The 12,616-nt window shown below is 61.5% G+C and carries 17 protein-coding genes and 1 tRNA gene; 8 read left to right on the forward strand and 10 right to left on the reverse strand.

Going from position 1 to position 12,616, the window contains the following annotated elements; translation table 11 throughout:
* Positions 1-133: 133 nt before the first annotated feature.
* Together C5B90_RS05130 and C5B90_RS05135 are read right to left on the reverse strand one after the other, a co-directional pair.
* Entirely contained in the window at positions 134-826 is a 693-nt protein-coding gene (locus C5B90_RS05130; protein ID WP_115879609.1) for a rhamnogalacturonan acetylesterase, read from the reverse strand.
* A 175-nt stretch (positions 827-1,001) separates the two neighbouring features.
* A complete protein-coding gene (locus C5B90_RS05135; protein ID WP_084816536.1) occupies positions 1,002-1,226 on the reverse strand; it encodes a hypothetical protein in 225 nt (74 codons plus the stop codon).
* A 144-nt stretch (positions 1,227-1,370) separates the two neighbouring features.
* On the opposite strand from C5B90_RS05135, the gene C5B90_RS05140 reads away from it, so the two are divergent.
* Positions 1,371-1,982, forward strand: a complete 612-nt coding sequence (locus C5B90_RS05140) for a DUF309 domain-containing protein (RefSeq protein ID WP_115879611.1) — start codon at positions 1,371-1,373, stop codon at positions 1,980-1,982.
* Between the two features lie 76 nt (positions 1,983-2,058).
* On the opposite strand, the gene C5B90_RS20755 is transcribed toward C5B90_RS05140, so the two are convergent.
* Positions 2,059-2,460 (reverse strand): hypothetical protein, encoded by a 402-nt coding sequence (locus C5B90_RS20755; protein WP_199517442.1) that lies wholly within the window; start codon positions 2,458-2,460, stop codon positions 2,059-2,061.
* A 139-nt stretch (positions 2,461-2,599) separates the two neighbouring features.
* Positions 2,600-3,388: an NAD-dependent glucose-6-phosphate dehydrogenase gene (azf, locus tag C5B90_RS05150; protein ID WP_115879613.1), complete on the reverse strand. Its 789-nt coding sequence runs from the start codon at positions 3,386-3,388 to the stop codon at positions 2,600-2,602.
* 101 nt (positions 3,389-3,489) lie between these two features.
* Between azf and C5B90_RS05155 the strand changes: the two genes are divergently transcribed.
* The 3 genes from C5B90_RS05155 to C5B90_RS05165 all read left to right on the forward strand — a co-directional run bounded on the left by C5B90_RS05155 (position 3,490) and on the right by C5B90_RS05165 (position 4,842).
* Positions 3,490-3,831: a dihydroneopterin aldolase family protein gene (locus tag C5B90_RS05155; RefSeq protein WP_115879615.1), complete on the forward strand. Its 342-nt coding sequence runs from the start codon at positions 3,490-3,492 to the stop codon at positions 3,829-3,831.
* Complete coding sequence (locus tag C5B90_RS05160; protein WP_115879617.1) at positions 3,828-4,307, forward strand: NUDIX domain-containing protein; 480 nt, start codon at positions 3,828-3,830, stop codon at positions 4,305-4,307. Before C5B90_RS05155 ends, C5B90_RS05160 begins: the two co-directional genes overlap by 4 nt.
* Positions 4,308-4,395: 88 nt before the next feature.
* Positions 4,396-4,842, forward strand: a complete 447-nt coding sequence (locus C5B90_RS05165; RefSeq protein WP_115879619.1) for a DUF5790 family protein — start codon at positions 4,396-4,398, stop codon at positions 4,840-4,842.
* A gap of 76 nt (positions 4,843-4,918) precedes the next feature.
* Here C5B90_RS05165 and C5B90_RS05170 read toward each other — a convergent pair whose 3' ends face one another.
* From C5B90_RS05170 to C5B90_RS05190, 5 genes are all read right to left on the reverse strand, one after another.
* Positions 4,919-5,641, reverse strand: a complete 723-nt coding sequence (locus C5B90_RS05170) for a creatininase family protein (protein ID WP_115879621.1) — start codon at positions 5,639-5,641, stop codon at positions 4,919-4,921.
* Positions 5,642-5,684: 43 nt separating this feature from the next.
* Complete coding sequence (locus C5B90_RS05175; protein ID WP_394337535.1) at positions 5,685-7,562, reverse strand: ABC transporter ATP-binding protein; 1,878 nt, start codon at positions 7,560-7,562, stop codon at positions 5,685-5,687.
* Positions 7,563-7,687: 125 nt separating this feature from the next.
* Positions 7,688-8,572: a NosD domain-containing protein gene (locus C5B90_RS05180; protein WP_115879625.1), complete on the reverse strand. Its 885-nt coding sequence runs from the start codon at positions 8,570-8,572 to the stop codon at positions 7,688-7,690.
* A gap of 158 nt (positions 8,573-8,730) precedes the next feature.
* Positions 8,731-9,000: a hypothetical protein gene (locus C5B90_RS05185; RefSeq protein WP_115879627.1), complete on the reverse strand. Its 270-nt coding sequence runs from the start codon at positions 8,998-9,000 to the stop codon at positions 8,731-8,733.
* A gap of 40 nt (positions 9,001-9,040) precedes the next feature.
* Positions 9,041-9,538, reverse strand: a complete 498-nt coding sequence (locus C5B90_RS05190) for a DUF192 domain-containing protein (protein WP_115879629.1) — start codon at positions 9,536-9,538, stop codon at positions 9,041-9,043.
* Positions 9,539-9,631: 93 nt separating this feature from the next.
* Between C5B90_RS05190 and C5B90_RS05195 the strand changes: the two genes are divergently transcribed.
* From C5B90_RS05195 to C5B90_RS05205, 3 genes are all read left to right on the forward strand, one after another.
* Positions 9,632-9,705 (forward strand) — tRNA-Val (locus C5B90_RS05195).
* Between the two features lie 226 nt (positions 9,706-9,931).
* The gene (locus tag C5B90_RS05200) at positions 9,932-10,900 is read left to right on the forward strand and encodes a hypothetical protein (protein ID WP_148708196.1); all 969 of its coding nucleotides are present in this window, start codon (positions 9,932-9,934) and stop codon (positions 10,898-10,900) included.
* Positions 10,901-10,956: 56 nt separating this feature from the next.
* Complete coding sequence (locus C5B90_RS05205; protein ID WP_115879633.1) at positions 10,957-11,691, forward strand: hypothetical protein; 735 nt, start codon at positions 10,957-10,959, stop codon at positions 11,689-11,691.
* Between the two features lie 217 nt (positions 11,692-11,908).
* On the opposite strand, the gene C5B90_RS05210 is transcribed toward C5B90_RS05205, so the two are convergent.
* Entirely contained in the window at positions 11,909-12,112 is a 204-nt protein-coding gene (locus C5B90_RS05210) for a hypothetical protein (protein WP_115879635.1), read from the reverse strand.
* 103 nt (positions 12,113-12,215) lie between these two features.
* Here C5B90_RS05210 and C5B90_RS05215 point away from each other — a divergent pair, with 103 nt between their 5' ends.
* A complete protein-coding gene (locus C5B90_RS05215; protein WP_115879637.1) occupies positions 12,216-12,614 on the forward strand; it encodes a VanZ family protein in 399 nt (132 codons plus the stop codon).
* Positions 12,615-12,616: the final 2 nt, after the last annotated feature.

The following is a 12,616-nucleotide window of genomic DNA, read 5'->3' on the forward strand; positions in this document are numbered from 1 at the left end:
GAGTCCGTTCCTCGTTGAAACTCCGTCAGGACGTTTCTCTTTGGAACTGACCTTCGAGAGCCGTCTGTTCTCTGGGGTCGGTTCATATTCTCTACGGAAGCCTGAACGGCGAGCGACTTCGCTACGAGCGGGTTCAGCGCTCGTCAGACTCGACGTGGGCGGCCAGTCCGAGGTCCAGTTCTTCGACCCCGTCGAGCACTAAGTCGGCCATGCGGCGCGCTCCGTGCTCGCTGAAGTGCGTGTCGTCGACGATTCCGTCCGGATAGTTCGGATGTTCGCCCGGCTCCAGATGGTTGTAGAGCGCCGTCGACGCTTCGGGGCCGAGTTCCGCCAAGATCGACCGTGTTCGCTCGTCCATGTCGATAAACGGGACGTCGCGGTCGCGCGCGACGGTTCTCGTCAGGTCGGCGTACTCGCGGTGGGTGTCTTTCGGGACGCCGTCGTCGTCGAAGTGACGGCGCGCGATAGACGTGAGCAACACGGGTGTCGCCCCTTGCTCGCGCGTCTCGCTGACGAACTTCCCGAGGTTATCGACGAACGCCGCCTCGGTCGTGTGCTGTTCTTTCGACGGCACCTCGTCGTTGTGGCCGAACTGGACGAACACGTAGTCGGTCTCGGTCAACTGGCGGACGACGGGACGCCAGCGGCCCTCCTCCAGAAACGTGCGAGTGCTCCGGCCGTTTCGGGCGTGATTCGCCACTGCGACGGCGTCGTCGAAGCGGTCGGCGAAGGGCATTCCCCAGCCGGTTTCGGGGCGCTCGTTCGCCTCCTTATCGGCCATGGTGGAGTCCCCGACGAGATGGACGGTAATCGACTCGGACGACATTTCGGTAGCGCTCGTCCGGGCGGCGTATAGAGCCACCGGTCGGGTCAATTGACGGGGAAAATCAGCGCCTAACCGTCGCTAACGGGAGCCTACCGGCGTCAAAATGCGAATCGCGAGGTCGGAGAAATCACGGAACGCCGAACGCTCTCGGCAGTCCTGACCGCGAAAAGCGAGTTTACGCCTCGTCGTAGGGCGGTTCGAGGCTTGGCGACCGCTCGTCGTCCTCGCGGCGGCGGACCGACGAGGTCGTGCGCGACCGCTGTGGACGGGGACGAGGCGTCTCCTCGGACCGGGGCTTCGCGGCCCACGACCCGTGGCAGTCCCGACAGTAGTTGCCTTTGTACGCCCGTGTGAACAGATACTGCTCACCGCAGCGGATACAAACCGGGGACTGGGTCATCGTTCGACACCTCGGACGAGGGTTTCGAGGGCATTCATATGCTATCATACCACATATGTTCCCGAGAGGCATAAGTATGCAAGGCCTACGGCCGGAGAGCCCGGTCTTCGCGGAATCTTTACTCGTGGACGGCGAACGGTTCGCATGGACGATTCGCTTCGCGCAGGCGTCGCCATCTACAACGCGGGCGCGTACCGAGCGGCCCACGGCGCGTGGGAGACGAAGTGGCTCTCGCTCGAACGCGGGGGCGACGACGAGCGGTTCCTCCACGGGCTCATCCAGTTCACCGCGGCAGTACACCACGCCCGCGATGGCAACGAATCGGGCGCGGTCGGCCTCGCCCGAAGCGCGCAGGAGTACCTCGACGGCCTCGCAGACGACTACCGCGGCGTCGACATCGCCGAGGTCCGGGCGTTTCTCGCGCGCCTCGAAGACGACCCCGCCGTCGCCAACGACCCGCTGGCGCTCCGACTCGACGAGCGGGTCGTCACGTACGACGACCTCGATTTCGATGCGGTCGTCGTCGCGGCCGAGACGCTCGCGGAAGAACTGGACGGCTACGACGAGTCAGTCGTCGCCGACGCGGTCGGGTACGCCCGCGAGGAGGTCGCCGACGGGGCGCAGACGCAGTTCACGGCGATGGTGTTCGACTTCGTTCGCAACGAGGCACAGCGCGGGCTGGTGTTTCAGCGGTTGAGCGAGCACGTCAGCCGACGGCGACGGCGCGAAGACGACGTGAGCGACCTGTTCGAGTGAAAGCGGCGCTGGGCGTTTCGAACTCCGCAGCGGACGTGCTGTCTTCGGTACTCCCGAACGTCCACACGTAACGAAACTACGCCCCGCTATTTTCGAATGCCTTCCGAGGGATATACTCGCCAAATACGAGTTTAAATATCAAAAGCGCCCACGAAGCATAGAATACGCCAACCTGAATGACTCGCCCTATGGTTCGTGGACTGTAGTCACCAAACGGGAGCAGTATCGTTACGAGGGCAGTCACAGCAATTGCTCCGACTAACGCAAAGGCGATCTTCGCCAGTAGTAACGCACCGTCTCTGGGAGTGCTCCAACGCACGGCCCTGTCGTGAGTCGTGCTCCACCAGAAGCCACCGAGACCGAAGACGGTCTGACTAACTGCGATGGCGGCTATGAAGACCTCGCCTTGGGAGACGGCACCGATTGCGACCCCCGTAAAGAGCAGGCCGTATCCCAAGAGGAGCCAACGGTTAGCCATACTGTTAATTGAGCTACATTTCTCATTACAGTTTCGGTGGGAAGGTGTTCGTACGTCTACTGACTGTCTGTACCACACGGCGATTCATCTGAAGAACCAGAGTTCAACGGGGCCGAAAATCGAGGTGCCGACGCCGAAATCAGGCCTCGTCCAGCGGTTCGCCCTCGAAGGTGAACTCGGCGGAGTTGTCCTGCGGGTCGTAACCGAGCACCGCGCGGGCGCGGTCGATAGAGTAGTACTTGCGGTCGTTGTCGGAGATGCCGTAGACGATTTCGTAGTCGTAGTCGGCCTCGATACAGCACTCGAAGAGGTGCGCGCAGTCGCGGTACGACAGCCACATCGCCTGTCCGCGCTCGTACTCCTTCGGCGGATGGTGCTGAGTGAGATTGCCGATTCGGACGTTCACGACCGAGATGTCGTGGTGGTCGTGGTAGTACCGACCGAGCGTCTCGCCGGCGGCCTTGCTCACGCCGTAGAGGTTACTCGGGCGCGGCAGTTCCGTCCCGTCGAGTCGGAACTCGTGGTGCGGGCGGTACATGTCGGGCGTCCGGTCCATCGTCTCGTACGCCCCGACGGCGTGGTTCGAGGAGGCGAACGCGAACTTCTCGACGCCCGTATCGACGGCGGCGTCGAACATCTGTTGGGTGCCGTCGATGTTGTTCCGCAGGACGCTGTCCCACGGCGCTTCGGGACGCGGGTCGCCCGCGAGGTGGATGACGGCCTCGACGCCGTCCATGGCGTTTCGCACGGCGGCCTCGTCGGTGACGTCGGCGACGTACACGTCCGTGGAGTCGACCGAGTCTGGAATCTTCTCGTCGGAGAGTGGCTCGCGGTCCAGTAGCCGCCAGTCGTAGGCGTCGCCGATGTGCCCTAGTATCGCCTGACCGACGCGCCCGCCAGCCCCCGTCAGCAAAACCGGCTGGTCCATTCGGTGTAAGTTCTAACAAGAGAGGCTAAGTAAGGACCGGTTCGCGCTCACGAGACCCCTCAAACCGCCGAACTTTACCCGAGGGCGACGGAGTTCCGGGTATGGTCACAGACCCGCAGACGGCCTGCTTCGAGGCGGGCATCAAGTTCGGGACGCTCTACCACCAGTTCGCCGGCACGCCGGTCTCGCCCGACAGCGCCCGGAGCCTCGAACGGGCCATGGCCGAGGCCATCGAGAACCAACCATACTGCGAGTCGGTCTCTGTGCACATCCTCGACGATGCGCTGGACGCCGAACTCGCCGATTCGGCCGCCGACTACACGGAACTCACGGGGCGGTTCATGGAAGTCGAGATGGAAATCGACTACGAGGGCGTGCGCGTCCGGACGCGCATGGATATGGAAGACGGCTACCCGCTGATGAAGCTCGTGTCGGTCGAATGACTCGGCCGCGAAGCGCCGCCCGCGGACTCGTCGTCCGCGACGGCGAACTCCTGACGATTCGGTACCGCACCGACGGCGAGGACTGGTACGTCGCGCCCGGCGGCGGCCAGCAGCGCGGTGAGTTGCTCACGGAGACGGTCCGCCGGGAAGTGTACGAGGAGACCGGATACGAGGTCACCGTCGGGTCGCTCGCGTACGTCAGGGAGTTCGTGCCATCGACACACTACGAAGGCAGCGGCGACGACCATCAAGTGGACCACTTCTTCTGGTGCGAGCGGGTGAGCGACGAGCCGGACGAACCGACAGCTCGGGATTCTGTTCAGGCGGGCGTACGGTGGCTCTCCCTCGACGAACTCGGCGGAGTCCGGTTCTTCCCCGGCCCGCTCGGCGACCGGCTCGGCGACCGACTCAGCGATGGCGACTCCGGCGAGATGGGCGACGGAAACGACGCGGTCTACCTCGGCGACGTGGACTGAGAATCCGCCCGCGACGACCGCGGAGTCGTTCGATTTCACTTTCACTTTCGGGGTCGTTTTTAAACCCCCACGCGCCGAACGTGAGAGCATGAGTCAAAGCACGCTCGGCGACGACGACCTGTTCGGAGAGGCGGCGGCGGAGATGCGCGCCGACGTCGAGGAGCACCTCGACGAGGCCCGGTCGGCGCTGCCCGACCCGGACGACGTGTGGGACGCGGAGGCCGACAACGTCCTCGGCGTTCTCAATGGGCTCCGCTCCTCGCTCGACGTCGAGGGCGCGGCCGAACACGTCCGACAGGCCAAGAAGTGGTACGTCATCGGCCAGCGCGCCGAGGCGTTCGACGACCCCGAGGACCTCGAAGCGGCAATCGAGGAGCTTCAGGACCTCATCGAGATGGTCGAGGAGGCCCACGAACTCGTCGGGGAACTCACCAACACGATGCCGCAGCTTCGCGGCGCACTCACCGACGCCGCGGAGGCGGCGGAGGCGGCGGAAGCGGCCGACGCGGACGAGGAAGACGAAGAAGAGGAGTAATCCGCAGACCGCAAACTGACCGCCGGTCCGCGTCCGCAGACCGCAAACTGACCGCCGGTCCGCGTCCGCAGACCGTTTAGTCGAGTTGCCGGCGCTCGACCGCATCGAGGAGCGACGCGAGCGAGTCGGCCGCGAGCGATTCCAGTTCCGCGCCGCGTTCGGCGTCACCCTCGGCGGGGTCGCCGACGACGCCGTTGCCGGTGAACTCGTCGGAGTCGTGCGCGAGGTTGACGCCCGAGACCCACTCGCCCCAGCGGTCGGCACCGCCCGCGCGGGCCTCGTCGATTCGGTCCTCGCGGACCAGTTCTGGGTAGGTATGGCGGAGAAGCGCGGTTTCTAGCGGGCCGCCGTGGCCCATGTCCGAGGAGTGGTCGCCGACGGCGTCGAACCACGTGAACGCGACCGCGTAGACGTCGCCCGTCCGCGAGACGCGCCGGCAGAGCTCCGCGAGCGCGTCGATGTTACCGCCGTGGCCGTTGACGACGACGACCCGGTCGAAGCCGTGGTGAGCGAGCGATTCGATGGTCTCGCGGACGTACGCGCGGAAGGTATCCGGCGAGACCCAGAGCGTGCCGTCGAAGGCGCGGTGTTCCTCGGCGACGCCGACCGGGATGGTCGGGCCGACGACGACCTCGCCGTCGAACGCCTCGGCACCCGCCTCGGCGACCGATTCGGCGTTGAGCGCGTCGGTTCCGAGCGGCGCGTGCGGGCCGTGCTGTTCCGTGCTTCCGACCGGGAGGAGCGCGAGGTCGCCGTCGAGGTCAGCGACCTCGGTCCAGGTGGCTTCGGAGAGTCGCATGCGAAAAGAAGTGTCGTCCCCCTCCTTAGTGGTACGCGAAGCCTCAGTCGTCGCCGGCGTCGACCTCGGCCTGCCGACGGGCGGCGCGCTCGACGAACTCGTCGGGGAGTTGGTCGATTTCGCCGGCCTGAACCCCCCAGAGGTGGGCGTAGAGGCCGTCTTCCGACAGGAGGTCGTCGTGAGTGCCGCGCTCGACGATGCGGCCGTCTTCGAGGACGAGAATCTGTTCTGCGTCCTTGATGGTCGACAGGCGGTGGGCGATGCTGAACGTCGTCCGGTCGGCCGTGAGTTCGTCCAGCGAGCGCTGGATGAGCATCTCGGTCTCGGTGTCCACGTCCGAGGTCGCCTCGTCGAGGACGAGGATGTCCGGGTCTTTCAGGATGGCGCGGGCGATGGAGACGCGCTGGCGCTGGCCGCCAGAGAGCTTCACGCCGCGCTCGCCGACCTTGGTGTCGTAGCCGTCGGGGAGGTTCGAGATGAACTCGTGGGCCTCGGCAGCTTTCGCGGCCGCGACGACCGCCTCGTCGTCGGCGTCGAACGTCCCGTAGGTGATGTTGTCGCGGACGGTCCCGTAGAACAGGAACGTCTCTTGGCTGACGTAGGCGATGGACTCCCGGAGGCTGGAGATGGTCACGTCGCGCACGTCTTGGCCGTCGATGCCGACGCTCCCCTCGTCGGGGTCGTACATGCGCATCAGGAGCTTGAGAATCGTCGATTTGCCCGCCCCAGTGGGGCCGACGAGCGCGAGCGTCTCGCCGCCGTCGACCTCGAAGGAGATGTCCTCGACGATGGTCTCGCCGTCGCCGTAGCCGAAGGTCACGTCGTCGTACTCGACGCGGCCCTCGGAGACGGTGAGGTCGGGCGCGTCGGGCTGTTCAGCCAGTCGCGCGGGCTCGTCCATCAGGCCGAAGATGCGGGCGCTGGAGGCGTGGGCGCGCTGGTACATGTTGATAATCTGCCCGAACTGGGCCAGCGGCCAGACGAACTGCTGGGTGAGCAGGATGAACGTGACGAATTCGCCGACCGCGAGGTCGCCGGTGAAGGGACCGGGGCCCTGTCCGTTGATGACCCACAGGCCGCCGACGACGAAGGTGAGGGTGAAGCCGATGCCCGCGAGGATGCGGAGCGCGGGGAAGAACTTGATACGGGTGTTGATGGCGTCCCAGTTGGCGTCGAAGTAGTCCATCGAGACGCCGTCGACGCGGTCGGACTCGTGAGGCTCGGCGTTGAACGTCTTGATGACTTGGATGCCGCCGAGGTTGTTCTCGAGTCGAGAGTTGAGTTTGCCGACCGACGAGCGCACGTCGGCGTACTTCGGCTGGATGATATCGACGAACTTCCACGTGAACAGCGCGATGAGCGGCACCGGCAACAGGGCGACGAGCGCGAGTTGCCAGTTGTACGACAGGAGGACGACCGCGATGGCGACGACCATCACGGAGAGGCGGAAAAACGAGTTCATCCCATCGTTGAGGAACCGTTCGAGGCGGTTCACGTCGTTCGAGAGGATGGACATCATCTCGCCGGTCTGCTTGTCGGCGAAGAAGTCCATGTTGAGCAGTTGCATCCGGTCGTAGGTGTCGGTCCGAACGTCGTGTTGAATCTGCTGGGCGTAGGCGTTCCAGCCCCAGTTGCGGAGCCAGTGGAACAGCGCGCCGGCGGTGAAACTGAACACGATGATGCCGACCGCGAAGAAGAACTGACCGTCTCTGGCCGCGGGGACGTACGGGGCTATCCACGCCTCGGGGAGGAGGGGGAAGCCGGCCGCGAACGACTTGTCCTGCCGGATGATGGCGTCGATGGCGAGGCCGAGGATAACGGGCGGCATGAGGTCGAGCACGCGGGCGGCGACGCTCGCGAGGACACCCACGACGAACTCGAAGGTGTTCTCGCGGCCGTACTCTGCGAACAACCGCCGCATCGGGTTGTCGACCCGCGCTCGTTGGTCCTCGAACGGGTCGTCATCGTCGATATCAGGGGGCACGACAACGGTTCAGGGGGCGCTCGCAGTAAAGTACTCGGGTGGGGGAGCGGCCCGCCGGTAGATTAACACCGGGCGTTCCGGACCGTGTTCCCGGTCGAACCGCCGGATTCGACGACCGGCTGTTGGCTGACCTCACAGAGGTCGTTCTGGATGAGTCGATTGCGGTGAGAGTCCTCCAGCGTGACGCCGTGGGCCAAGAGGCCGGTCGTCACGACGTTCCTGTGAATCGCGTTACGGTCGCTTCCGACGAGTTCGAAGCCGGCGATGATGATATCGACCTCGTTCTCGACGAAGCGGTTTCGGTGGCTGTCGCGGAGATTGAACCCGGGACCCTCTCCGTCGACTAGGTTCCGTTGGAAGCTGTTTTGGGTACTCCCGTACAGCAAGACCTGGATGGTGTCGGTTTTGAACTCGCAGTCGACGAACTCGTTTCGGTGCGAATCCGTGAGCGTGAGCACGACCGGACTAACGAGCGTACACGACTCGAATCGGGTTCGTTCAACCCGGTCGAGAATCACACCCTGGACGCTCGGCGTGAAGAAACTCGTGTTCGTCACCGCACAGCGTGAGGAGTCCGCGACAACGAACTGTGGCCTCCAATCGTCCGGATGGCCAACGACTTGCGAGTCCGCTATCGTCACCCGGTTCGAACCGGTGACTCGGCCGCCCTTCGTCAGCACGATGTCGGTTATCGAGACGCGACTGCCCGAAATCGTCGTCTCGCCGACGACCGCGTATCCCCGGCCGTCGATGCGAACGTCGTCGGCGAGAATCTCCAGACAGTCGAGGTTGCCGTCGAGGACGTAGTTCCCCGGTTCGGTGACGCTCGCGCATCCCGAAAGCACCACCTCGTCGGTTCTCAGTTGCAACACGCCCGGCGCGAGCGCCGGCAGCGCGGCGAGGCACAGTCCGCGAAGCGCCCTTCTCCTCGTGAGTCGAGTCGACATGACACCTCCTCAACTACAACACGTCGGCACAAATACAGATATTGTGAGATGCATACCATCTACGTATCAGTATTCGTGACGTACAGCAACTCCGACTGGCGGGGCCGTGCCGGGGCGGGCCGGGTCGGGCCGGGCTGGGTTGGGTGCGTCCGGGGCGCTCAGACGACTCGCTCTTCGACGTCGGGGTCGATGCCGGCCTCGACGAGGTCCTGCCGGACGCGCTCGCGAAGCGGGTCGGGAACCGTGTCGCGGCCGACGGGGACCGCGACTTCGCCGTCTCCTTTCACCTTCCAGTAGAGGACGCAGTCCGACGGCTCGTAGTACTCGATACTGTAGGCGTCGTCCGCCCCGCGGTAGTGGACCCGCGCGGCGAACTCCTCGGCGCGCCAGCCTTCGAGTTCTGAGAGCGCCGCGACGTGTGCTGTCATACTGGGGCCAACGGTCGCCGGCCCCTCGGGCGTTTCGCTTCTATTCGACTTCGACCCGGTCTCCCGCGTCGATGCCGGTTTCGTTCGTGTAGCCGTAGGGGAGTTCGAGGACGTACTTCCCGGTTCCACGGTAGCGGGTGAGGTCGGACTCGCTCGTTCCCTCGGGGTCGAGTTCGGCGTGGTGGATGCGCGTTATGGTGCCGTTTTCGGCGACGAAGACGATGTCCAGCGGGAAGTCCATGTCGCGCATCACGTAGGCGTAGGTGCCCGAGGAGTCGTGGACGAACCACATCCCCTCGTTTTCGGCGAGCGACTCGGTGTCGCTCAGGCCGGTAAAGCGCTTGGCACGGGTGTCGGCGACGCGGGCGTTGACTGTCGCCAGCGTCTCGCCGGTCTCGTCGTCGACGACGGTGAGCGTGGTCCGTTCGTAGTCGTCGGTCGAACCGGGGACGACCGCGGGGTTGGAGAGGTACGCGACGCTCGCGACTGCGACGACGACCGCGACGACGAGCAGCGCGGTTCGCGCGCGAGAGGTCATTGCCAGACGTGACGGTCGCCGCGGGTCTAAGGGTTCCGGGGACCGGTCGAAACGAAAACCGTTATGAGCGCGAACCGGTTCGATTGAGTTGCAGGGCTCGTGGTCTAGTTGGTTATGACGCGGCCTTTACAAGGCTGAGGTCGGTGGTTCGAATCCGCCCGAGCCCATCAGATTTTGTGACGAACCGAACGGTGAGTCACAAATCTGTTCCGCGAGGGCGATTCTAACCTGACGACGAGCGAGGCGAAGCCGAGCGAAGTCGGCGTGGTTCGAATCCGCCCGAGCCCATGTTTCTGCGACGAACGAAGTGAGTCGAGAAGTTGGAACATTTTCCTATAATCTTCCCTGCTAGGACTGAGGGATATTTCCGAGAAGAAAGTCAATACAGCTCTAATGCATCAAGACGAAGCAGAAGTCCTTCTCAAATCTACTGAAGGAACTGGAGATTACAAATTTGAGGTATCTCTCCGTATCACTGCATATTTTCGAGGGGGAAGCATCTTCGATGCAAATACCGTCACTTTCCACTGCGACCCAGTCGGAACAAACTATGAAACGTCCTATCTTGAGGTTACTTTCGATGACTGGTCAAAAGTAGTCGCTATACGTGATTTCCTCGCAGACTGCTTCTCTGAAGAGGTTATCGACAGACGTGCAATGACTATCGAAGTTGAAGATGGGGTCTCGTCAATCACGCCTTGGGGTAAGCCAGCCAATGAGAAGAGGGGGTTAGAGGAAATGACCATCGAGGTCAACGAGGATCGCATTGAGTTCATGCAGTCTGGTAATTTGTTACCGTACATATTCACCTACGAGGAGAGTAACGATGATGGCAAAGACCAAAAAAACGCTAAGAAGCTGCTAAATTTCTTCGACAAGATCATTTCTCTACATCCAGACTTTGAACCGGGCATTGAGGACTCAGAGAATCCAGGTTTCGAACCGCTGTTCAACCGATATCGAGTCGAAAGTCTCCTTAGCGAAGTTGTCAGTTCCGAATCAGACCTCTTCTGTGACTACCAGAAGGCCGTTCGGGAGTTTGAGGACGAAGAATACGGAGACAGCATACGAGACCTCGGTCGGGCAGCGGAGAAACTAATCGAGATACTTGCCTTCGAGATTTACGACGAAGAAACTGTATCAAGTAACATGACTGGTAGGCTGAATAAGCTTGACAAAACCGAAGAGGGGCTTCCGTCATTCATTGGCAAGACCATTTCGCCTCTATGGTGGCTGCGAAACGAGGTCTCTCATCCCAATGACTACGAAATTGCCGAGGAGGAGGCTCTTTATGCCTTACTTTGTTTCCAGATGGCGTCGGAGAAGTTGATTGGAGAATTCCTCAACAAGCAAGAACAGTAGGGAATATGTGAATTGAAAAACAACTGATTTCTAACGAGGTGACAAAGTCTATCAAAGTGATTCTCGACACAAACTATTGGATTAGCTTCAAAGACCACCGCCAGGATTTATTTGATGAGTTCGCTCAGGCAGTCTACGAGAACGATATAGAGGTTCTGTTCAGCTACGGGAATTTTATTGACCTAATTAAGTATAGTGATCAAGACGAACTTTCCGAGATGATACCCTCGGTTGTATCGGCTTATATCCCTCCACAGGACTACACAGGAAATTCATACAGCACTTCGACAAGTCCTCTATCACTAATTCCAAAAACTGAGGAGAAGAGCCGTGCGGTCTCTGACACACAAGATTTTGGGGATGTGAAAACACTGAAGTACCTATTTCGGATTTCGGATTGGGAGGGTCATGAAGAATACAAAGAAGCGATGCAGTATCTGAAGTCAGTTAGCGACGAGTACGGGGAAGAGTATGTGAAGGCACTTCTATTTGATCTTGAATCTGGTACAGGAACATTCAGTTACGACGAGAGAGGTGATGCTGAAGTTGTTTCTAAGGTGGTTCAAGCAAAGAGAATTGAGAAAATGGATCCCAATGAGAATCTCAAATATACCGATATAGCAGATATGGAAATTATCACACACGCCATTATTACGAACTGTGATATTCTCGTAATTGAGTCGAAATGGAAGAATGTAGATTTGGTCGGGTCAATCTTCGATGATTTGGGCAGTAGTACAGAACTCAAAGTATTAGATGAACTGGACGAATTTGTGTCTCTACTTCAATAAGATCGACCCTGTATACGGAGGGGACAGAATTGTACTTTCTATTATGTGTCTTTTCCTACTTTCAAGATACATCTGAAGAGAGTTATTGATTAATATTGTTTTTATTCCTTTTTTTTTTTGATTGAACAAAGAACAGAGATCTGTTTATGACCCGCGAACGCCATTTTGTGGCGGTATAATAGGTTAGGGTCGGTAGTTCGAACCCGCCCGAGCCGACTCACATGCTCTGTTGCATCACGAACAGCGACATCGGGACGCTGGCGGCGACGAGGCCGAAGGCGCCGCCGACGAACGGTTCGACACCCAGCGACGGGGCGAGGAGGTAGCCGCCGACGAACCCGAGCGGGTCGAACACTAACGCGAGGATGACGAGCTGTGCTGCGAAGGACTTCGACGTGAACCAGCGGGGGAGTAGTGACACGGTCGTGGAAAATGTCTTCCACCTGCTATTTATTCCGTGTGGTCGCGTTCGGGGCCACGAGGACGCGAACCCTTTTAGCCGACGACGGACCCATCACCGAGTAGTGAACCCGGTCGCGCGACTCCGCGAAAGTCCCCGACGGGCGGCCGTCGCCCTCGGATACGCACTCGTCGTCCTCGCGGCGTCGGTCGTTCCGACGCCGCCGGGGAGCCTCGCACCGATGGGTCCGCTCGGACTCGTCGGCCTCGACAAGTGGGTCCACGCGGTCGGGTACGCCGGTCTCGGATTCACCTTCGCGTCCGCGGTGCGTGCGGAGGGGCGCAGAGAGGTCGTGGCGGCCGTCGTCACCGCCGGCGCGTTCGGCGCAGGTATCGAAGTCGTGCAGGCGGTGCTGCCGTACCGGTCGTTCGGCGTCGCCGACGCGGGGGCGAACCTCGCTGGCGCGGTCCTCGGTGGGGTCGTCTGGGTCGCGGCCGTTCGGGTCGCAGACGCTCGGGGGTAGGG

It is taken from the genome of Haloferax sp. Atlit-12N (assembly GCF_003383095.1).
Classification (GTDB): domain Archaea; phylum Halobacteriota; class Halobacteria; order Halobacteriales; family Haloferacaceae; genus Haloferax.